Here is a 20,037-nt window from a genome sequence, read left to right as displayed (position 1 = left end):
GGGCATGGTCGTTGACGCGCCGCGCTTCGCGGGTGAGGTCGGCCAGCGTGTCCCCCTCCCGCCGGTCCGCCTGCGCCGACTGAAACAGCACCTGGAGCGCTCGTCCGTGCAAGATGGCGACTTCGGTGTTCAAGTCCTCGGCCAAACGCTTCTGCATAGCATTCAGGCTGGCCTGATACGGCAGTCCGTATGTCACCCGGCACGGCCCAAGCTCCTGCTGCTGCGCCCAGGCCCACAGCAGGGCGGCCTCTGTTTTTCCGCTGCCCGTGGGCGCAATCAAGATCAGGTGGCCCGCCCGCGCCGCTGCTTTCTGATGGTCGCGGAAATCCTCGAACTTCTTGACGGCCTTCAGAGCGGCCATGTCCGGCATCAGGTAGGGCTGCGGCACAGGGGCGTGGGCGCTGGCGAGCCGGTCCGCCTGCTGAATCAGGCCGCGCAGGAGGATGGCCCAGGGGTAATCGGCTTCGGCCAAGCCACCTTCCCGGACACTGCTGAAATGGGTGTAGAACCAGAGGCTCTCGTCGAGGAGTTCCGCGAGGTCTTCCGGCTCGCCCACCCGCCTTTCTTCCGCGCCCGCCGCGTCAAACCCCAGTTCCGTGCGCCACGCCTCAGGCACGGTCTGGAGCCAATTTCGCAGGAGGTGGACATCGTCCTCACGCAGTTGGGAAAGAAGCTGTTCCAGTTTGGTGGGATTGGCCTCCTTGCTGCTCACCAGAATGTACTGGTCAAGGATGACGCTGCTGTCCCGGTGATGCGACACCACGCCCAGCGTGATGGCCTGCCGCGTGTCCTCGTCGGCGACGTCGGGGAGGAAGGCGAGGGACAGCACCTCATGTCGGTGTCCGAAGCGTTCGCCGCCCGTCAGCATGGACTGAAATCCCGTCGCTGCCTTGCCGAAATCGTGAATGACGGCGGCCCAAAAGGCGACATGCCAGAAGTCGTCGCGGCCCGCGATTTGGGCGATGCGCGGAGCGCGGCGCATCAAACCCGCCAGACGCTCCACCACGCGCCGCGTGTGCTGCTCCAGCGTTTCCAGTTCCTGCGTGACCGTCCCGTCCTCCGCCGTCTTCAGACTCTTGGCGAGAATGTGTGCGATGGACGGGTCAGGCCGGAAGGTCAATCGCCTCACCCTCCCCCGGATTCACGCTGAGCCATTCCAACGCCCGCTGACGGCCCCGGCGTTCCTCGGTGCCAGGGTCGACCCAGACGCGGAAGTCCTGCGGCATGCCGCGAATAAGCTGTGGCTCCCGCCCCGACTCACCCGCCAGGGGTAGAAAAGCCCGATTCGTCAGTGCCACATACCGCGCCCAGGTCACGCGCTGACGGTCTTGGGGGTCAACATGGCGAGGCATGAGCAGCCCTTGTCCCAGCCCCACGCGGGGCCGCCAGGGGTCAAACGGCAGCAACGTGTGGTCGAAGTAACCCGCCGTGCGTTCCTCCAGTTCCATGATTTCTACCCGCGTGTACGCCGCCAAATCCTGTGAACGGCCCAGCAGCACGGGAAAAGCGGGAGTGCGGAAAGCGTCGTACCAGTCGGGCCTGTCCAGATACAGCGTCAGGCGCGGCTGAAACAGCACCTCGCGGACAGTGGGACTCAGGCCCGCCACGATGTTGCGCTCCGGCTCGCCCTTTTTCGCCTTGCGCTCGTCGCGTTCGATCAGCCAGGTGTGTTCGTAATCGTCCACGCTGCCCTGATGCGTGAAGGCGTAGGCAAAGCGGAAGCTGTCCGGCGCGGGGTACTCGCCCAGCGTGCTGGCTATGTGCCCATAGATGGTGGCGGGCGGCGGAAGCGGGTAGCTCGGCTGCCGTCCAATCAGGATGTGGGGGTAGCGGAAGGAGGTCGTCACCCCCTCCAGTTCAATTTTCAGGACTCGCATGATTCAGTCCAGCCACGGTGCGCCAGCGTCACCGCTCAGATCATCCGCCACGCGGCCCAGCACCGTCCGGGGATGCTCCAGCACGAAATCCACGCCCTCGGCCCTCAGTTCTTCCAGCGCCGTACGGAGCTTTTCGCGCTCGGTATCGTGAAAGCCCGCCATCCAGCCGACATAAATCGGGCTGAGGAAGGTATCGCGCCACGCCCGCACCGTCTCCTTCAGCGCGTCCACATTCACGCGGGGTTGGCCCTGTTCACCCACACCCACGACGTACTGCAAGGGATTGTTCCCGCCCTTCGTGACCACCAGCAGCACGGCAGCGGGTGTCACGTCGGTGTAGTGCAGCGCCTGTTTTGCACCGCCGCGCAGTTCTGCCAGAGCGCGAATCAAGGGGGCGATGCGCTGGGTACGTTGTTCACGGCTCAGGCGGTAGGCTTTTTGAGGAGCGAGGTGCTCTAGACCCTCCTCATCCGCCTGCTTGCGGCGCACGTCGTCCAAGTTCTGATTGCCCGCCTTGCCGGTGTAGGTGAACAGCCCAGAACGGCCCAAATCCAGGCTGAGTTGCCCCTTGAACACGGCGCGGTAGAACTGGTGCGAGTGAGGCACCGGGTCGCCTTCTTGCATGTTCGGCCCGGTGCGGCTCATGGTGCCGAAGTCCTTGACGATGGTGGTGGGCGCGAGGGAAACCAGCGTACCGACGCGAAAGGGCGAGGTGCGAGTGATGCTCTGCACGGTTTCGGTGGCATTGGCCCGGCCTGCGTCGCCCGTGCGGCTGTCCTTCGCGCTGCTCTTCTTCCCCTCGGCCCGCATGTAGCCGAAGAGGTCGTCATCCCAGTATTTGATGGGATTCGCGTCGGTATAGGCCACCTTCGCCTCACGGAACACGGGCGCGGTGTGGGCCAGCCAGGCGGGGTTCTGCGCCAGGGTGTCGCGCAGCCAGTAGCGGAACGCCTGCGCCGAAACGTAGGGATAACTGTCGCGGCCCACCCGGATGAGCTTCACGCCCACCTCGTTGTCGTACTGCGCGTCCTGCGCGTCTTTGGCATTGTTTAAGGCGGAAGCAGGCGCGTCAATCAAGAGGAAGCCACTCAGGAAAGCCATTACTGTTCTCCTTCTTCGCTGGGAAGTTCAGTGTTCTGAAGTTCGGGGTCGTCCTTGTTCTCCTCAAAGAAGCGGTTGTCATGCAGGTACTGAATCACCCGCATCTTGAGCAGGTCGCGGGCCAGCGTGAAGTCGGCGCGGGTCGTCTCATCAGCCTCGGTGAAAACCCGCAGGTATTCGTCCTTGGTGGTGATGAGGTCACGCTCTTCCGTGCCGGATTTCGCATCCTGCTTGGACTTCTCCAGCATGGCCTTGAGCAGCACATGCCGCAGCGGGCCAGCGCCCCGCGCCACGTACAACTCGCGGAACAGGCGCTTGTCGTTCTCGTTCACAATCCATTTGCTGAGGCGTTGCCCCAGTGCCTCAATCGCCTCCACGCGGGCTTTTTCCATGCCGACAACCTCCCTCAGAAACAGTTCGGTGATGCCCCACAGTCCTGCCAGCGGAATCAGTGTGAGCGCATCTTTGGCGGGTTTTTTGGTAGTTTTGCCCTTCCTGGCCTCGGCCTGAGCTGTCCTCAGAGCCTGCGTGAACGGCGGCATCAGGTAGCGGCGCAGAAAGTACGCGGCTTCGTCTGGCAGTGAGAAAAGGGCCTCGTCCAACTCGTTACGGAAGCCGAACTCCTTGTCTTTGGTCTTGTCGGCCTCGTACCGTCTGGACGCCATCAGCGGCTTCCAGGCTTCCGGGTAATTCTGCCGCGCCAGTTCCATGAAGCGCAGGACGGGCCGCTCCAACGTGTAGATGGCGGCATCCGGCCCCTGCCCACTGTTGCTGAGGTGGTAGATGGTCGCGCCGCCCATGAACGGCAACTTGAACGAGTCCTTGACGCGCGGCTGTTTGCTCAGTACGTCGCGTATGGCTTCCATCAGGCGCGTACGGGCAGCGGCCCAGATGGGTTTCTTGTCGTCCCCCGGTCTAGAAAGTGAAATACGCTTAAGCCACGAGCCTTGCCATTCCCGCACCACGTCCAGCAGCAATTGTCTGTCGTCTGCATCCAGAATCAATGCCCGCCCACTCACCAGTGGAGCCGCCAGCGCCAGCCCTTGCAGTACGGTAATCGCCTGCCCGCTCAGCGGCAACCCTGGCTGTCCATCGGGGTAGAAATTCATGGGGCCGCGTCCCATCAGCATGGGCATCAAGTCGCGGGCCACGCGCTGTTGCGCCTGCAATTCAGGGAAGATGGCGCAGCGTTCGGGAAGCAGATTGGGACGCTGGTAGCTGCTCAGAATCTCGCGCAGGACTTCCCGCTTTTTCTCCGGCTTGAAAGATGGATTCAGAAAGTTGCTAGTAAAGACCACCGCAATCCAACCCGTCAATTCAGGCGAGAAATAGGCATCCTCGGCCCATTTCTGGAACGCCTGCAAATGCTCTGGCGTGAGCAGGGCAGGGCCTTGCTCCGCATCACGGATGTTGGAAAAGACGCACAGGCCCGCCAGCGCCGCGTCCATCAGCGGGTAATCCGACCAGCGCAGGCCGAGCGTCGAGGGGGGCGAGAGGATACTTGGCATGGGAAACCTCCAGAGCAATTGTTACGAGCAGAAGCGTCATTCAGTGACGGTAAGCAAGAGATGAACAGGTTTCTCCTCACCCTACCGGACGCCTGCTCTCCGGGCGTCCACATTTCTGCGAGAAGAGAGAAAGGGGCAGACGAGTTTCCCCATCTGCCCCTTGTCTCTATCTTTTACGCCTGTATGCGCAGGTGCTGAGGCGTACCTGCCGACTTGTTCAACCACTGACAGGCCGTGACCCTTGCCAGTTCAATGCCAGGGCCAGAGCTGACGCGCTCGACACGGATGACGCAGGAGAGGCCCTTGAGCTGCTTGGCATCATCAACGCTGAGCGTCACCAGTCCCTTTTGCACGACAGCATTCGGGATGCTTTGGCAGGCCGTCCGGCCAGCTGGCGACTCAAAACCAAGCTGGGTATGCGTGGGGCCGGGTTGAACCTCTGTAACTTGAGCGGTATGGGTGCCGACGGGGAGAAGCTGAGACATGGACTTCCTCCAAAATGAGAGAACTTGCCCGTAGCCAGCCACACAGATAGACTGGAGTCCCCACTCTCAGACGTACGAAAGTGCGGCTGACTAAAGGCTCTGCAACCAGTTTGCGGGGCCCTTCTAGGTTCCCGCAGTTCCAAGGTACTTGACGTCACGATTCTCCACAAGCCCTTCCTTCCCCTTGTATCCCCTTCCTCACTTAGCCGTACGGGCAGAACTTTTGTGATACAGTACTGCCTACCCTCCTTCCCCGAACGTTAAGGGTCTGAAATGTACGTCTCAGCGAGGTTGGGGAGGGTTATCCGGGGGCTTCGGCCCCCATTTTCGTTTCCCACTCTCCTTTGCGTCACCCGGTGATGCCCCCCGCCTCTAGACTGCCCCATGCTCCCCCTGGACCTCCCCTTCGCCGTCCTGCGCGTCACGCTGCGGGCGCTGGAAATGGTGCATCTGCCGCCCTTCCCCGGCTCCAAGCTAGAAGGGGCCTTCGGGCGGGCGCTGTACCGCCTGGCCTGCACCCAGCCGCAGCGGGAGACGTGTGTGGGCTGCCCCCTCCAGACCCTCTGCCCTTACGGCCTGAGCTACGCGCCCCGGCTGCCGGAAGACCTGCGGGTGTCGTCGCTGGGGACCCCGCCGCGCCCCATCATCTTCCGGGTGGCGTACGGCGAGGAGCGGCACCTGGAAGCGGGTGAGCTGCTGACCTTCGGGTTGGTGGTGGTGGGGCACGCGGTCACGCAGCTCCCGTATCTGCTGGCGGCCCTGCGCGAGGTCGGCCGGGAAGGGCTGGGGCACACGCGGGGACGGCTGGAGCTGGAGGAAGTGCGGAGCGTGCAGCCCTACAGCGGCGAGGAGGTCACGCTGCTGCGGGGCGCGGACCTGGGGGTGAATCTCTCCCCCATCCTGCTGCGGGCGGGGGAGTTGCCGCCCTTGTCGGGGGAAAGGTTGCGCCTGCATCTGCGCTCGCCGCTGCACATCAAAGCGGGCGGGCAGATGGCGGAACACCTGCATTTTCCCGTTCTGCTGCGTGCCCTACAACGGCGGATGGGCAATCTGGAGCAAATTCACGGCGGTGCGGCCAGCCTGGGGGCCGACTTCACGCGGCTGCCGTTGCTGGCCCGCGAGGTGGAAACCGTCCGGCAGGACCTCCGCCACGTCTCGCAACTCCGCAAGGGGAGCCGTCCGCACCAGAAGACGAACATGGAAGGACTGGTGGGCACGGTAGAGTATCGCGGCGATTTCAGGCCGTTTGCCCCCCTGCTGCGCTGCGGCGAGCAGCTCGGCGTGGGCAAGTGGGCACACTTCGGGGCGGGCCTATACAACCTTAAGCCAGATGACCTGGAGGCCACCGGATGACCCTCACCCGCAAGCGTGAGCAGGGGCGCCGGCTGCTGCGGCTGATCGCCCTGCTGAGCGAGGAAGGGCCGCTGACTTCCGCACAACTCGCCCAGAGGCTGGAATGCCAGCAGCAAGAGGTGCAACGTGATCGCCGTCTCCTTATCAGCGAAGGCCTGAAGGTCCTGCAAACCGATAAACGCCCCGCACGGTACTTTCTGGTACGGCCCTGGCACGGGCAGGAGGTCCAGAACGACCCAGTACGGGCGGTCATCTACCACGCGCTGCTGCGCCTCTTGCACCACCACGCGCCAACCCCCAGCCGCCTCTACCACGAGACGCTGCTGGAGCTGAGCGGGCAACTCCCCACGCGACTGCAAGAGGTGTCCCTCCGCTCGCTGACACCACCTTCCGGTGACACGCCGCGCATCCTGGAAACATTGGCTGCCGCCTGGTGCCGGGGTGAGCCGGTGCGCTTCACCTACTGCAAGCCGGGCGAGGGGCCGAAAACCGGCGAGGCCGACGTGGTCTTCATGGAGATCAACCGCGACAACCTCGACTGGTACGTCTTTGCTCGGCGGCGAGGCGAAGAGCAGGTCAAGACCTTCCACCTCTCGCGCTTCGTCGATGTGGTGCGTCTTACGGGAGAGGCCAGCCCTGAGATTCGCTTCGACCCTCGTGACGAACTGGACGGCGCGTGGGGTATCATCGGTGGGCGGCAGCACTGTGAAATCACGCTGCGGTTTACCCCGGAGGCGGTCCCCTACATCGCCCACCGGCGCTGGCCCAGTCAACTGGGTGGCGAGATGGACGGGCCATACTACATCCTGCGGTTGAATGCCCCCCTGAACCGCGACCACCTTCCCGTCGAGGTCATGGCGTGGATTCGGGGCTGGGGGCCGAGGGTGGAAGTGCTTGCGCCCCCATGGATACGCGAACTCTGGCTGGAGGAGGCGCGGGAATTGCTACGGCGGTACAACCCATGACCGCAAGCGGGGCGGCTGCTGCCAGCGTCCGGCTATTTGCGAGGCGTCCTGGTAAGTATTTCTGGAGGAGGCCGGCTCGGAAAGCTTTGCCTGTCGGCCCTCGCCAGGGAAAGGGCCGTCCTCCACGCGCCGAAAATCGGCCGGGCACTTACGCCCCCCGGCTCTTGCGAACGTGCTCGGCAGGTAGCATGAAGGCTGTCCTCTACGAAGAGACGGGCCGCATGACAACTTACGCCCTCGTTAAAAAGGGCGAGAAATAAACGGCTTCAACGACTTCCCCAAGCGATAGGGGACTGAAAGCCACGGTTGCCAGCTCGACAAAGGCCAGGCAGGAAGCTTCAACGACTTCCCCAAGCGATAGGGGACTGAAAGTCGGGGGTCGGTTTCTCGGGGTGGACGTGGCGAAGCTTCAACGACTTCCCCAAGCGATAGGGGACTGAAAGACGCATTCCGCCACGTGAGGCCAGCCGGACCAGCGGGGCTTCAACGACTTCCCCAAGCGATAGGGGACTGAAAGACGCGATCTGTGCGTCGAGGGCCTTGGCCTTATCCTGCTTCAACGACTTCCCCAAGCGATAGGGGACTGAAAGTCGGAAAAGACCGGGCGCACGTATCACTTTGTGAGCGCTTCAACGACTTCCCCAAGCGATAGGGGACTGAAAGTTCACGTTCTCCATCACGAAGGTGCGGGGCTGGAGGGCTTCAACGACTTCCCCAAGCGATAGGGGACTGAAAGCGGCGAACGCCTCCCGCGCCACCTGGAGGAGCAGGCTTCAACGACTTCCCCAAGCGATAGGGGACTGAAAGGCGCGTGGTGGTGCAGCCGTGGTGGTACGGCAATACGCTTCAACGACTTCCCCAAGCGATAGGGGACTGAAAGTGGGGACCGGCCCGCAGAGCGTGAGCTTCACGGCGAGCTTCAACGACTTCCCCAAGCGATAGGGGACTGAAAGAGCTCTTGTGCGACCTGGCCGACTGGGGCAACAGTGGCTTCAACGACTTCCCCAAGCGATAGGGGACTGAAAGGCAACATTCCTCGCCTCTGGGCCTACTACGCTGGCGGGCTTCAACGACTTCCCCAAGCGATAGGGGACTGAAAGCCCAGACCTCGGGGGAGATGTCCCGACGGTCGTAGGCCGCTTCAACGACTTCCCCAAGCGATAGGGGACTGAAAGGCAGGCACGTAGTAGCGCTGCGAGCGGTTCCAGTCGGCTTCAACGACTTCCCCGAACGGTAGGGGACTGAAACACAGCAACCAACAGCCGAGCATCACAGCTCAGCACGCTTCAATCTGGGTTCATCGTCGCTCGGCGGCCAGGGGCCACGTTGGGGAAGCCTGATCTGGATGTGCCCATTGCCGCAGTCCTCAACAAAGCACCTGATCAGGCCGCTTGGATGGCGCTGGACGCTCGCACATGCCTTCTCGGACAGGGCCTAGGCAAGCGTCTGGAGGGCCAGAGCCGGACACGCTGGAGTGCCTGCCGTATCACAGGCCCCCAGCGATTCGGAATCGTCCGGGTTGGGATAGCCGCCAGTCAACCCACCGATCAGCGTCACCCCGGTACGGGAGGAGAGGCTGAGCTGGGAATCCTGCATGCGGTGCTCCCTGTTGCTGCCGGACAGCCCTGACCAGTGGAAGCTGCCCGCATGTGGCCCATGAATGGACACTGCCCCCTAAGGTCACGCCTCCTCATTAACCCCAGGGTGGGAGAAACCGGGTCAAGGGCCAGGCAGAGAAAAGGGACCTTGCGCCGCTCCCGGGGTCGGGCGGAGATGGTGTTCACGTGGATTCCTCGGGCAACACCCCGCTCCCCTCGTGCCCGTAGGCGCGGGCCTCCCCGCAGAACCGCTTCAGGCTGCGGTGCCGGTCTTCTGCGCGTGCGGAAGCCCCTTGCAAAGAGGTGCCTGAACGCGCCGCGCCATCTGCGCATGGACTCACCTGTCACGGCCATGCACCGTCCCAACAGCAGTTCTTCGACCTTTCTGGACCTGAGCATCAAGCGGGGGTGGAGCCAATGACGGCAACAACTTGCGTACGGCACTGCCGCTACCGGAGGCTGCATCTACCCTCCAGGGGCCATTGACTCTATACCCCCTAGGGGTATACTTTCAGGGCACCCAAGGAGGGACCTATGTTCTTCAAACGCTTCTATGACGACGATCTGGCCCAGGCCTCGTACATGATCGGCTGCCAGCAGACCGGCGAGTGCCTGGTGGTGGACCCGGTGCGTGACATTCAGCCGTATCTCGACGAAGCCCAGAGCCAGAAGCTGCGCGTCACCCACGTCACCGAGACGCACATTCACGCCGACTACCTCTCGGGCAGCCGCGAGCTGGCGAAGGCCACCGGTGCGAAGCTCCTGCTCTCGGGCGAGGGCGGCGAGGGCTGGCAGTACACCTACGGGGGCGGGGACCCGGTGAAGCTGCAGGGTGGCGACAGCTTCCACATCGGCAATGTGCGGGTGGACGTGCTGCATACTCCCGGCCATACGCCTGAACACCTGAGTTTTCTGGTCACGGATACGCCGCGCGGCAATACGCCCAGCATGCTCCTGAGCGGGGACTTCGTGTTCGTCGGTGACCTGGGCCGCCCCGACCTGCTCGACGAGGCGGCGGGCGGGCAGGACACGCGCTTCATCGGGGCGCGGCAGATGTTCGCCTCGTTGCGCGACCACTTCCTGACCCTGCCCGACCACGTGCAGGTCTGGCCCGGCCACGGCTCCGGCAGCGCGTGCGGCAAGGCGCTGGGGGCGGTGCCGTCCACCACCGTCGGTTACGAGCGGGCCGTGAGCTGGTGGGGCAGGCTGGTGGAACAGGGCGACGAGAACGCCTTCACCCGTGAACTGCTGAGCGGCCAGCCCGACGCGCCGCTGTACTACGGGCGCATGAAGCAGGAAAACCGCGACGGTCCGGCCCTGCTGGGCGAAGTTCCACCCCTGCCCGAGCTGAGTGCGGGCGAGGTGCGCCGCCGCCTGGCCGCCGGTGCCCGTCTGATCGACACCCGCCCCAGGGAAGAACACCAGGCCGCCGCACCAGACAGCAGCGTGAATCTTCCCGACGGCACGACCTTCGAGACGTGGGCCGGGTGGCTGCTGAAGCCCGAACGTGAATTCATCCTGCTGGCCCCCGCCGACCGTGCCGAACAACTGCGCCGCAAGTTGTGGATGGTCGGCATCGACCAGGTGACCGGCTTCATCCCCAGCATCGAGGGCCTGCCCACAGCCCCTGCGCGGCCCATTCCCGCCGAGGAACTGGGGCAGCACGCGGATGCCCTGATCCTCGACGTGCGCACCAAGACCGAACACGAGGCAGGCCATATCCCTGGCAGCCGCCAACTCCACGCGGGCCGCCTGGCCTGGCGTCTGCCCGAACTGCCCCGCGATCAGGAACTCGTGGTGCATTGCCAGGGAGGTGCCCGGAGCGCGGCTGCCGCCAGCCTGCTGCGCGCCGAAGGCTTCAACGTGCAGGAACTCGCCGGGGGCTACGACGCCTGGACGAAGAACCAGGCCCGCGCCTCGTCGACCCGCACTTCCCCGGAGGCAGCCTCCTGACGCCCGCCGCCATTGCCCCGGGTGCCCGGTGCGGGCACAACACGCCGCGACGGGACCCGAAAGTGGGCCTCTCCAGGGCCAGTCAGGACAGTTTGACCACTGAACGTGGGCAGGGCCGCGCCGGGGACAGGCCCGGCCCGGTGAAGCGGCCCCTCAGCGAACGGCAGGGCCGCGAGGACAAGCATGGGACGCCTGCCGTGCCGAGCTGCCCGGGCGGCCACCGCTTCTTCCCGGGGACGTCTCCCGCCGCGCCGGGCAGGGTCCGCTGGAGGCGTAAAAGCCGCGCACTGCACCCGGGCGAGCAGCCGTGATCCTCGCCTGGATCGGCGCGGTCCTGATCGGGCTGAGCCTCGGCCTGCTGGGTTCCGGGGGCAGCATCCTGACCGTCCCGGTCCTGGTGTACCTGGTGGGCGAGCCGGAAAAGCTCGCCATCGTCGAGAGCCTAGCGATTGTCGGCAGCATCAGCCTGGTCGGGGCCGTCCCCTATGCCCTCAAAAAGCAGATCGACTGGCGTTCAGTCCTGGGGTTCGGGCTTCCCGGCGTCCTGGGCACCTCTCTGGGGGCGGCGCTCAGCGTTCACCTGTCCGGTGCCCTGCAACTGCTGCTGTTCGCCGTGGTGATGCTGCTCGCCGCCGGGATGATGTTCCGGCCCGCGCAGGCCGGGGGCCGGGCCGCGCACCCGCGTTCTCCCCTCAAGGTCGGCCTGGAGGGGCTGGGGGTGGGCATTCTGACCGGACTGGTCGGCGTGGGAGGCGGCTTTCTGATCCTTCCCGCGCTCGTGCTGCTGGGCGGGCTGCCCATGGGCCTCGCGGTGGGCACCAGCCTGACCATCATCACGCTGAACAGCTTCACCGGCCTGTTCAAGCACCTCCAGATGCTGGAAGGGCCGGGATTGCACTGGCCCCTGATCCTGACGTTCGCCGGGATCGGCATGCTCGGGAGCTTCCTGGGGGCGCGGGTCGGGAAGAACGTTTCCCACGAGGGGCTGAAGAAGGGCTTCGCCGCCTTTCTGGTCGTGATGGGCGTGTATGTCCTCGCCACCAATCTTCCCAGGGTCCTCCCTTCCCCGGCGGCCACCCAGGCGCACCTGAGCGCCCGTTGACGTCCTTGCCTCCTGTTGCCGCGAACGTTGCCCAACCTGCGCGCGGCCTCCCCTTTTCCCCGAGGTGTTCTCCGTGACCGCACTGCTCGACCTCCTCCGCTCGCCCTGGCCCTGGTACGTGGGCGGCCCCCTGATCGGCCTGACGGTGCCGCTGCTGCTGTGGCTGGGCAACCGCTCCTTCGGGATTTCCAGCAACCTGCGCCACGCGTGCGCGATCCTGCTGCCCGGGCGCGTCAGGCCCGGCTTTTTCCGCTACGACTGGCGCGCGGAGCGGTGGAACCTGATGTTTGCCGCTGGCCTCGTGTTGGGCGGCTTCGTGGCGGGCACGCTGCTCGCCAACCCCGAACCCGCCCGGCTGAGTGCCGCTGGCGCGCAGTCCATCCAGGAACTGGGTGTGCAGGTGCGGCCCGGCCTAGTGCCCACCGAACTGACCGACCTGACCCGGCCCGGCGTGTGGCTTCTGCTCTCCTTCTCGGGCCTGCTGGTGGGCTTCGGCACACGTTACGGCGGCGGGTGTACCAGCGGCCACGCCATCACGGGGCTGAGTACCCTGCAAAAACCCTCGCTGATCGCCACCGCGTCCTTTTTCGCGGGGGGCATCCTCAGCGCGAATTTCCTGCTGCCCCTCTTCATGGCGGTGATCCGGTGACCGGCACGTCCCCTCTTTCCGGCGTCCATACGGAATCCACGGCCACAGAACCCACGGCCACACGGCGCGCAGCCACCGGCCTGCTGGCCTACCTGCTGGCGGGCCTCTTCTTCGGCGTGGTCCTCGTCAAGAGTGAGGCGGCGAGCTGGTACCGCATTCAGGAGATGTTCCGCTTCGAGTCGTTTCACATGTTCGGCCTGATCGGCTCCGCCGTGCTGACGGGGCTGCTGACCACCACCTGGCTGCGGCGGGCGGGCCGCACCCGTGAGGGAGAGGCTGTCCGGATCACGCCCAAGGAACCGGGGTGGCGGCGCTACGTCTTCGGCGGCCTGACCTTCGGCGTGGGCTGGGGGCTGGCCGGTGTCTGCCCGGGGCCGATTTTCGTGCTGCTCGGCGCGGGCGTGTGGCCCATCCTGATCGTCCTGATCTCCGCACTGCTGGGCACGTACCTGTATGGGGCGCTGCGGGACCGCCTGCCGCATTGAGCCTGCCGGGCTTTGCGGGGAGCGACCTGCGGCGGCACCCGGCCCCCACGCTGGACGCGGTGCCCCACAGAATTACGCGCCCGGCCCTTCCGCAGGCAACTGCTTCAGCAGAAGCTGCATGACCTGCGTCTGCGCCCGCAACCCATGAAAGGCATTGTTGAAGATCACCCCGGCAAACTGTCGTTCGGGGGCGACAAAGGCCACGCCGTTGATCCCGCCGAAGCTGCACCGCTGCTGCAACAGGCCTGTTCCGGCTTCCCCCGTCATCACCCAGGCCAGCGTGACCCCATCGCCGCGAGGGGTCCGCAGGCGGGGCGTGACGAGTTCGGCCAGGGCCTCTTCCCCCAGCAACCGCTGCCCGTGCGCTGTGACGCCTCCACGCAGCACGAATGTCAGGTACTGGAGGGTGTCGCTGACCGACAGGCACAGCCCACCGGTCGGCGCGATATAGCGGCCATACATCACTCCCGCATAGGGTTGCCACCGTCCGTCGAGGGTTTTGGTATACCCGCGCGCCGTGGTCGTCCCCTCTTCTTCTGAGGCATGCAGGAATCGCGCGCTCCGCAGGCCCAGGGGACCGAGCAGCAGGCGGTGCGCGGCCTGCTCATAAGGCTGGCCGGTCAGCACCTCGATGATACGGCCTGCCACCAGGTGGTTGACGTCGGCGTAGCTGTACTCGCCCACAGGGGTGCGCTGGGGGGCAAGATGCAGGGCAGCCACGGCCTCAGCCAGCGCCGCGTCCTGAGGAAGCGGTGGGGTGGGCGCCTGGGCGTCGAACCCGGCGGTGTGGGTCAGCAGGTGGCGCGTGGTCACGTGCCGGGAAACGCCGGGGTCCGCCACGCGAAAGTCCGCGAGGATGCTCTGGACCGGCGCGTCAAGGTCGAGGTGCCCACGTTCGGCGAGCATGACGCAGAGCGTGGCCGTCACCGTTTTGGTGATGGACCCCAGCGGAAACACGGTGTCGGCGCTCAGGGGCGTCAGCGGCTCCAGCGCCGCATGCCCGTAGGTGAGGGCAGAGGCCGTGGCCTGCCAGTGGGTCGCCACGGCCAGGCCGGGCAGCCGATGAGCCTGCGCGATGGTGGCCAGAGCTGGGGTCAGGGGAAAGGAGGACATGCGGTTTTCAATGCTGTCATAAAACTGTATGGAATGAGAACTATGTTTGACGTGTATGAAATATTTAACGACTGCGGCTCTGACCACCACCGCCCTCCTCCTGGGCGCCTGCGGCCAGACACCTCCCTCGGCAGCGGCCCCGACCCATGCGGTCAAGGTGCAGATGGCCTTCCCGAACGCCGTCAGTCCGCAGGGGCTGCACACGCTCGGCGTGCCACAAAGCGTGGACCGGGTGGTCGTGACGGTCAAGACGAACGGCAAGGCCCTGCACTTCGACGCCAGTGGCCAGATCGTCAAGAGCGGCGGGTCCGACCTGGTGCTGACCCCCACGCAGAGCAGCGCGACGCTGAAGCTGCCGACCGGGCTGAACTACACCGTCGACTACAGCGCCCAGAAGAGCAGCCAGAACAACCTGGAACTGGCCTGGGCTGAAGACACCTTCACGCTGACGGCAGACAAGACCCTGACCCCCGGTCTTAAGACGATCATCGACAAGGTGGAACTCGTCAAGCCGGAGACGGCGACCTTCGCGGCCAACCAGAAGTACCCAGTGCGGCTGCTGGTCACGGCCCCTGACGGCTCGCCCGTGCCGAGCAATGACTACAGCGTCAGCTACGCCGTGGACGCCAACACGGACGCCAGCATCATCGCCGGGAGTGCCCAGGGCACGCTCGTCCAGCTGGGCCTGGTGACCGACACGACCGTCAGCGCCACCCTCCAGGGCCTGCACGCCGACCACACCTCGGGCAGCTTTGCGCCGGTCAGCACGTCCCTCACGCTGGGGACCGCCAACGTGAACATCTCGGCCGATCTGGCCGCACCGGTGATCAACACGTCCAGCCTCACTGTGTCTTACAACGGGGACGGCTCCGTCAACACGATTCACGCGACGGCGCAGGACAATGTGGAAGCGACGAGCCTGGTGGTCTACAAGGACGTGGAAGTGATCGCGACGGCGAGCAGCTCCAATTGGAACGGAACCGTCTCCTTCGATGCCTCCGTCAATCCGGGTCAGGTCCTGATGCCCGGCGATACCGTGATGGTGTACGCCTATGACGAGGCGGGCAACGAGAGCCAGCCCTTCATGTACGTCATCCCGAACAGGGCTGGCTGAAGCGAGCCACCGCTCGGGAAGAAAGGCAAGGGGCAGAGAGACAGGCTTCTGGGTCTGTCTCTCTGCCTTCATTGCGGCCTGGAGGGATAGGGAACCACCCGCCGGGCGAGGTTCAGGACGTCCTGAACAAGACCGGGCCGCCCCGGTTGAGCGAGCGGGGCTGTCTCGGCATGGTGGGTACCCGCTCCAGCTCCATCCAGACCGTCACTTTCGATGACGTCGGTCCGGTTGCGCCAGCAGTCCTCACGTACGGGCAATCCATCGACCCCGCCTCGCCGCATTCCACCGACCCGACAGTTCTGTTCTTCCAGAAGGAGCGGCATGAAGGCCTGCCCCATGCTGAGGCTCCGGAAGAGAGCATCTCCTCCCCGACACTCGTCGCCTCCTGCGGTTTATCTGCACCCTAACACCCCACCGCACTGAAGAAGTTCTTCCCCAAGTCTGAAAAGGATTCTCTTCTTAGACCCTTCTTGACAAAAATAATTTTTCGAGAGTAAGCTGGCCTCCTCAACAACTGTTCAGGAGGCCCCTTGGTACAAGCTGTCCTTCCTCCCATGGCTTCGGGTGGTGCTCTTGGCCGTCTGCGCCACCAGACCACGCCCCTCTCGCCGACGCTGCAACGGGTGGCGGATCACGTCGTCCGCCACGCAGACACCGTCATCTATCAGACCATCACGGAGCTGGCCGCCAGCGCGGGGGTCAGTGAGGCCACGGTCACCCGGCTGTGCCGCAAGCTGGGGTTTGCGGGGTTCCACGCGTTCAAGATCGCCCTGGCCTCCGATGTGGCCAGCCGGGAGGCGATTCCCGACCTGGACGGGACGCCTGATCCCACCGCCCAACTGGTGCGCCAGACCTGCCGGGTTCTGGAAGACACGACCCAGCTCGTGAATCCGGCGGTTCTGGACGGTGTGGCCCAGGCCATTGCCCGCGCCCCCCGGGTGGAGCTGACCGGACAGGGCAACAGCGGCCTCGTCGCGCAGTATTTCGCCCACCGGCTGATGCGCATCGGGATCACCGCCATCGCCTGCGCCGATCCGCATACCGCAGCGGTCAGCGTCAGCACGCTTCCCCGGGGGGGCGTCGTGATCGGCATCTCCAGCAGCGGCAGCACCATCGACACGGTTCAGCACCTGCGTCTGGCCCAGGCCCACGGGCATTACACCGTCGCCCTCACGCACCGGGCCAGCAGTCCCGTCACGCGCTACGCCAGCGCCGTTCTCTTCACGGCGGCCCAGGAAGCGCCCCTGACCGACAGCGTGCTGGCCACCCTCAGCAGCCAGACACTGATGCTCGAACTGCTGTACACCGCCATCCTGGCCCGCCGCCCCGAGGCGCACACCATGCTGCGCGTCACGGCCGAGTCCGTCGTGGAAAAGAAGTACTGACCCTGCCCACCTTACCCCACTCAGGGAGGAAGTCATGAAGAATCTGCGCCTGCTCGCCCTCGGTCTCGCCCTCGCCGCCGGCCCCCTCGCCGGCACCGCTGCGGCCCAGCAGCCGGTGGAACTTCAGCTCTGGACCTGGTACCTCAGTCCCAAGTTCGACACGTACATCAAAGATACCCTCGCCGCCTTCGAGAAGGCCAACCCCGGCATCAAGGTCCGCTGGTTCGACAAGCAGGACAGCCTGGTCCAGGACTTCATCGCCAGCGTGAACCTCGGCAACGCCCCCGACGTGGTGAACCTGAACATCGACGAGACCCAGAAGGCTGCGCAGAATGGCTTCCTGCGCGCGGTCAGCGACCTGAGCAGCCCCGCCACCCTGAACGCGACCTACTATCCGCAGAGCGTCAGGAACTTCACCAGTGGCGGCAAGGTGTACGCCTATCCCTGGTACGGCTGGCTCAACGAGGGCGTGCTGCTGTATAACCCCGACCTGCTCAAGAAGGCCGGGCTGACCCGCGCGCCCCGCAGCCTCAGCGAGATGCTGTCCTACGCGAAGACCATCAAGGACAAGACCGGGGCCTACGGCTGGGTGCCCGCCCTGAAGGACCCCAACACCGCCTCCTTCCTGGGCTACTTCTACAGCGAGGGGCTGCCCATCTACGACGCGGGCGGCAAGGCAGCCTTCAATTCGCCCGCGCACGCCGCCCTGCTCGGGCAGTACGTGAACCTCTACAAGGGCGGCTACATCCCGGAAGACGCCGTGCGCCGCGAAGCCTTCCAGATCGCCACCGAACTGTATGCCCAGAACCGCGTGGCGATGATCGTCGGCGGTCCCCAGGCCCTGACCCGCATCAAGGACACCAACCCCACGCTGTACGGCAAGACCGTGGTGACCGAGGCCCCGCTGGGCAAGGCAGGGGTGCAGACGGGCGGCAGCATGAGCCTGGTGATTCCCGCCGCCAGCAAGCACCCCAGAGAAGCGGCCAAACTGGCGGCCTTTCTGAGCAACAACGCCAACCAGCTCGCCTTTGCCAAGGTGGTGCCGATCGTGCCGACCACCCGCGCGGCCCAGACGGCGGCCCTGTTCAAGCAGAGCGGCAGCGACCCGGTTCAGCGCGCGACGGCGCTGGTGGGCGCTTCGGGACGCTTCATCAACCCCGGCTACAAGGCCCCCGGCAACAGTGACGACCTGTACAAGAACTTCAACGACAACATCGAGGCCGCCGTGCTGGGCAAGAAGACGCCCCAGCAGGCGCTCAACGACGCGGCGGCCTACTGGAACGCCAACATGAAGAAGTAATACGGATTCCGATGAAAGGGTGTTGAAAATACCCGGAAATCCGTCCGAAGGGCAAAGGAACAGCGGCGGATTCCGGGAGATGGCTGAACAGCCGGTGCCCCTCCGACTGTTCAGGAATCGGACGGAATCCGGATAAGGCGGGGCAGACCCGCTGCGCTGATCCCCAGCGGCCCGCCCTCTTTCCGGGTGGGCTGCCTTGTCACGCCGCCTGCCTGTTTCCCTCACGCTTGAAGGAGACCCGTATGCGTTTTTCCTGGCGGGACACCCTGATGTCCTATGCGTTTCTGGCCCCGGCCCTGCTGCTGCTGCTGGCCTTCACCTTCTACCCGCTGGCGTACGGGACGTACCTGGGCTTCACCGAGTACACGGGCGCGCGCTTCGCGCAGGGGCTGGGGCCGAAGTGGATCGGATTGGAGAACTTCCGCACGCTGCTGGCCGACCCACTGTTCCTGACCTCGCTGGGCAACAGCGTGAAATACCTGCTGGTGGTGCCCGCCCTGCAACTCGCGTCGCTGGCGGTGGCGGTGCTGGTCAGCCGCGAACTGCCGGGCATAGCCCTGTTCCGCGCGGCGTACTACGTGCCGGTGGTGACCAGCATCTCGCTGGCCGCCGTGATGTGGGAATGGGTCTACAACCGCGAGGGCACGCTGAACTGGGCACTGTCGGCGCTGCATCTGCTGCCGCGCGGCGAGGCGTTCGGCTGGCTGAACAACGAGGCGACGGCCTTTTTCGCGGTGATGCTGGTGACATTCTGGCGGGGCTTCGGCTACTACATGGTGCTGTATCTGGCGGGCCTCCAGAACATTCCCGCCGAGCTGGAGGAGGCCGCGCGGCTGGACGGCGCGACCCCCTGGCAACGCTTTTGGCGCGTCACGGTGCCGCTGATGAAACCCACGATCCTGCTGTGTACGCTGCTTTCCACCATCGCCGCGCTGCGGGTGCTGGAGGAAGTGCTGGTGCTGACCGGCGGCGGACCGCTGAACTCCACCTACACGGCGCTGATGTACGTGTACGCCAAGGCGTTCCAGGGCTTCAACTTCGACTACGGGCTGGCGAGCGCGGCCGGGCTGGTGGTGGCGCTGGTCGCGCTGGGCCTCGCGCTGGTCAATTTCCGCCTGTTCCATGAAGCGGAAGGAGGGGACGCATGAGCGCCGTCACTGCGCGCCCCGCCCGGCCCGCCGTCCAGACCCGCCGCCCGCCGAAGCGCCTGCTGTCCACGGTGCTGCGGTATGCCCTGCTGATCGGCGTGCTGCTGTTCGCCGTCTTCCCCTTCCTGTGGACGCTCGCCATCGCGCTGACCGACAAGACGGCCGGGACCAGCATCTACAACTTCCCCGCCAGTCTCTTTCCGAAGCAGGTGACGCTCCACAATTTCGGTGAGGTGTACCGCACCTTCGGGCTGGGCCGGTACGTCTGGAACAGTCTCTCGATCACGGCGATGACGGTAGTGGGCACGCTGGTTGTGTCCGCGCTGGCCGCCTACCCGCTGGCCCGCTTCCGCTTTCCGGGGCGCAACCTGATCTTCAGCGTGATCGTGCTGACGCTGGTGCTGCCCACCGAGACGAACTTTCTGGCGAACACACTGACCCTGCAAAAACTGCACCTGCTGGGGACGCACCTGGGCGTGGTGATTCCGACCATCGCCGGGGCGTTCGGCATCTTTCTGATGCGGCAGGCGTTCCTGTCGGTGCCGTCCGCACTGCTGGAAGCGGCCCGGCTGGACGGCGCGGGCGAACTGACCATCCTCACGCGCATCATGCTGCCGCTCACGCGGCCCAGCCTGGCGGCGCTGGGCATCTTCACGCTGGTGGGCACCTGGAACGCCTACTTCTGGCCGATGCTGGTGCTGTCGGCGGCACCCGACAAGGTGCCCCTCAGTGTGGCCGTGCTGAAACTGAAGGGCCAGTTCAACTACGACCCCTTCAACATCGCCGCCGGTTCACTGATCATGATGCTGCCGGTGCTGCTGGTGTTCCTGGCCGCCCAGCGCCTCTTCATGCGCGGGCTGGAAGGGGCCGTCAAGTGAGGCGGTCAAGTGAGCGGGACCCG

The 20,037-nt window shown here is 65.3% G+C and carries 18 protein-coding genes and 1 CRISPR repeat array; of the genes, 11 read left to right on the top strand and 7 right to left on the bottom strand.

All coding sequences use genetic code 11. The annotated features are described in order from the left end of the window. The 5 genes from DEIPH_RS08970 to DEIPH_RS19800 form a co-directional block, all read right to left on the bottom strand. Nucleotides 1–1,120, bottom strand: a 1,120-nt coding sequence (locus DEIPH_RS08970; RefSeq protein ID WP_081790854.1) for a CRISPR-associated endonuclease Cas3'', incomplete at its 3' end; no start/stop codon positions are given. Then, on the bottom strand, nucleotides 1,104–1,877 hold the full coding sequence (cas5b, locus tag DEIPH_RS08965; RefSeq protein ID WP_051517272.1) for a type I-B CRISPR-associated protein Cas5b: 774 nt from the start codon (nucleotides 1,875–1,877) through the stop codon (nucleotides 1,104–1,106). The genes DEIPH_RS08970 and cas5b, both read right to left, overlap by 17 nt. A 3-nt stretch (nucleotides 1,878–1,880) precedes the next feature. Next, nucleotides 1,881–2,978, bottom strand: coding sequence for a type I-B CRISPR-associated protein Cas7/Cst2/DevR (cas7i, locus tag DEIPH_RS08960; RefSeq protein ID WP_034357014.1), 1,098 nt, complete (start codon nucleotides 2,976–2,978; stop codon nucleotides 1,881–1,883). Continuing rightward, on the bottom strand, nucleotides 2,978–4,486 hold the full coding sequence (locus DEIPH_RS08955; RefSeq protein ID WP_034357011.1) for a hypothetical protein: 1,509 nt from the start codon (nucleotides 4,484–4,486) through the stop codon (nucleotides 2,978–2,980). The genes cas7i and DEIPH_RS08955 overlap by 1 nt, the downstream gene beginning before the upstream one ends. 173 nt (nucleotides 4,487–4,659) lie before the next feature. Further along, nucleotides 4,660–4,971, bottom strand: coding sequence for a hypothetical protein (locus DEIPH_RS19800; protein ID WP_152544872.1), 312 nt, complete (start codon nucleotides 4,969–4,971; stop codon nucleotides 4,660–4,662). Nucleotides 4,972–5,355: 384 nt separating this feature from the next. On the opposite strand from DEIPH_RS19800, the gene cas6 reads away from it, so the two are divergent. Next, a complete protein-coding gene (gene cas6, locus DEIPH_RS08950) occupies nucleotides 5,356–6,324 on the top strand; it encodes a CRISPR system precrRNA processing endoribonuclease RAMP protein Cas6 (protein WP_034357009.1) in 969 nt (322 codons plus the stop codon). Then, nucleotides 6,321–7,289: a helix-turn-helix transcriptional regulator gene (locus DEIPH_RS08945; RefSeq protein ID WP_034357006.1), complete on the top strand. Its 969-nt coding sequence runs from the start codon at nucleotides 6,321–6,323 to the stop codon at nucleotides 7,287–7,289. The genes cas6 and DEIPH_RS08945 overlap by 4 nt, the downstream gene beginning before the upstream one ends. Nucleotides 7,290–7,552: 263 nt before the next feature. After that, a CRISPR array of direct repeats spans nucleotides 7,553–8,537; the repeat unit is 37 nt; unit sequence GCTTCAACGACTTCCCCAAGCGATAGGGGACTGAAAG. Nucleotides 8,538–8,723: 186 nt separating this feature from the next. Here the strand turns inward: DEIPH_RS08945 and DEIPH_RS20170 are convergent. Beyond that, entirely contained in the window at nucleotides 8,724–8,885 is a 162-nt protein-coding gene (locus DEIPH_RS20170; protein WP_161636055.1) for a hypothetical protein, read from the bottom strand. A gap of 536 nt (nucleotides 8,886–9,421) precedes the next feature. Between DEIPH_RS20170 and DEIPH_RS08940 the strand changes: the two genes are divergently transcribed. The 4 genes from DEIPH_RS08940 (at nucleotide 9,422) to DEIPH_RS08925 (ending at nucleotide 13,076) form a co-directional block, all read left to right on the top strand. After that, a complete protein-coding gene (locus DEIPH_RS08940) occupies nucleotides 9,422–10,840 on the top strand; it encodes an MBL fold metallo-hydrolase (RefSeq protein ID WP_034357003.1) in 1,419 nt (472 codons plus the stop codon). A 307-nt stretch (nucleotides 10,841–11,147) separates the two neighbouring features. Next, nucleotides 11,148–11,942: a sulfite exporter TauE/SafE family protein gene (locus DEIPH_RS08935; RefSeq protein ID WP_034357000.1), complete on the top strand. Its 795-nt coding sequence runs from the start codon at nucleotides 11,148–11,150 to the stop codon at nucleotides 11,940–11,942. A 73-nt stretch (nucleotides 11,943–12,015) separates the two neighbouring features. After that, nucleotides 12,016–12,591, top strand: a complete 576-nt coding sequence (locus tag DEIPH_RS08930; protein ID WP_034357065.1) for a YeeE/YedE family protein — start codon at nucleotides 12,016–12,018, stop codon at nucleotides 12,589–12,591. Further along, entirely contained in the window at nucleotides 12,588–13,076 is a 489-nt protein-coding gene (locus DEIPH_RS08925) for a YeeE/YedE family protein (RefSeq protein ID WP_034356998.1), read from the top strand. Before DEIPH_RS08930 ends, DEIPH_RS08925 begins: the two co-directional genes overlap by 4 nt. Before the next feature lie 72 nt (nucleotides 13,077–13,148). On the opposite strand, the gene DEIPH_RS08920 is transcribed toward DEIPH_RS08925, so the two are convergent. Next, nucleotides 13,149–14,189 (bottom strand): serine hydrolase domain-containing protein, encoded by a 1,041-nt coding sequence (locus DEIPH_RS08920; protein ID WP_051517271.1) that lies wholly within the window; start codon nucleotides 14,187–14,189, stop codon nucleotides 13,149–13,151. Nucleotides 14,190–14,244: 55 nt separating this feature from the next. Here DEIPH_RS08920 and DEIPH_RS08915 point away from each other — a divergent pair, with 55 nt between their 5' ends. From DEIPH_RS08915 to DEIPH_RS08895, 5 genes are all read left to right on the top strand, one after another. Further along, a complete protein-coding gene (locus DEIPH_RS08915; RefSeq protein WP_034356995.1) occupies nucleotides 14,245–15,303 on the top strand; it encodes a hypothetical protein in 1,059 nt (352 codons plus the stop codon). A 554-nt stretch (nucleotides 15,304–15,857) separates the two neighbouring features. Further along, nucleotides 15,858–16,688 carry a MurR/RpiR family transcriptional regulator gene (locus DEIPH_RS08910; RefSeq protein WP_034356993.1) on the top strand — a complete coding sequence of 277 codons (831 nt, stop codon included), beginning with the start codon at nucleotides 15,858–15,860 and terminating at the stop codon, nucleotides 16,686–16,688. A gap of 34 nt (nucleotides 16,689–16,722) precedes the next feature. After that, nucleotides 16,723–17,988, top strand: a complete 1,266-nt coding sequence (locus DEIPH_RS08905) for an ABC transporter substrate-binding protein (RefSeq protein WP_034356990.1) — start codon at nucleotides 16,723–16,725, stop codon at nucleotides 17,986–17,988. 242 nt (nucleotides 17,989–18,230) lie between these two features. Further along, on the top strand, nucleotides 18,231–19,136 hold the full coding sequence (locus tag DEIPH_RS08900; RefSeq protein ID WP_034356987.1) for a carbohydrate ABC transporter permease: 906 nt from the start codon (nucleotides 18,231–18,233) through the stop codon (nucleotides 19,134–19,136). Continuing rightward, a complete protein-coding gene (locus DEIPH_RS08895) occupies nucleotides 19,133–20,014 on the top strand; it encodes a carbohydrate ABC transporter permease (RefSeq protein ID WP_034356983.1) in 882 nt (293 codons plus the stop codon). Before DEIPH_RS08900 ends, DEIPH_RS08895 begins: the two co-directional genes overlap by 4 nt. Nucleotides 20,015–20,037: the final 23 nt, after the last annotated feature.

This window comes from Deinococcus phoenicis, assembly GCF_000599865.1.
In the GTDB taxonomy this organism is placed as follows: domain Bacteria; phylum Deinococcota; class Deinococci; order Deinococcales; family Deinococcaceae; genus Deinococcus; species Deinococcus phoenicis.
This window is presented reverse-complemented; position numbering and strand designations above follow the sequence as displayed.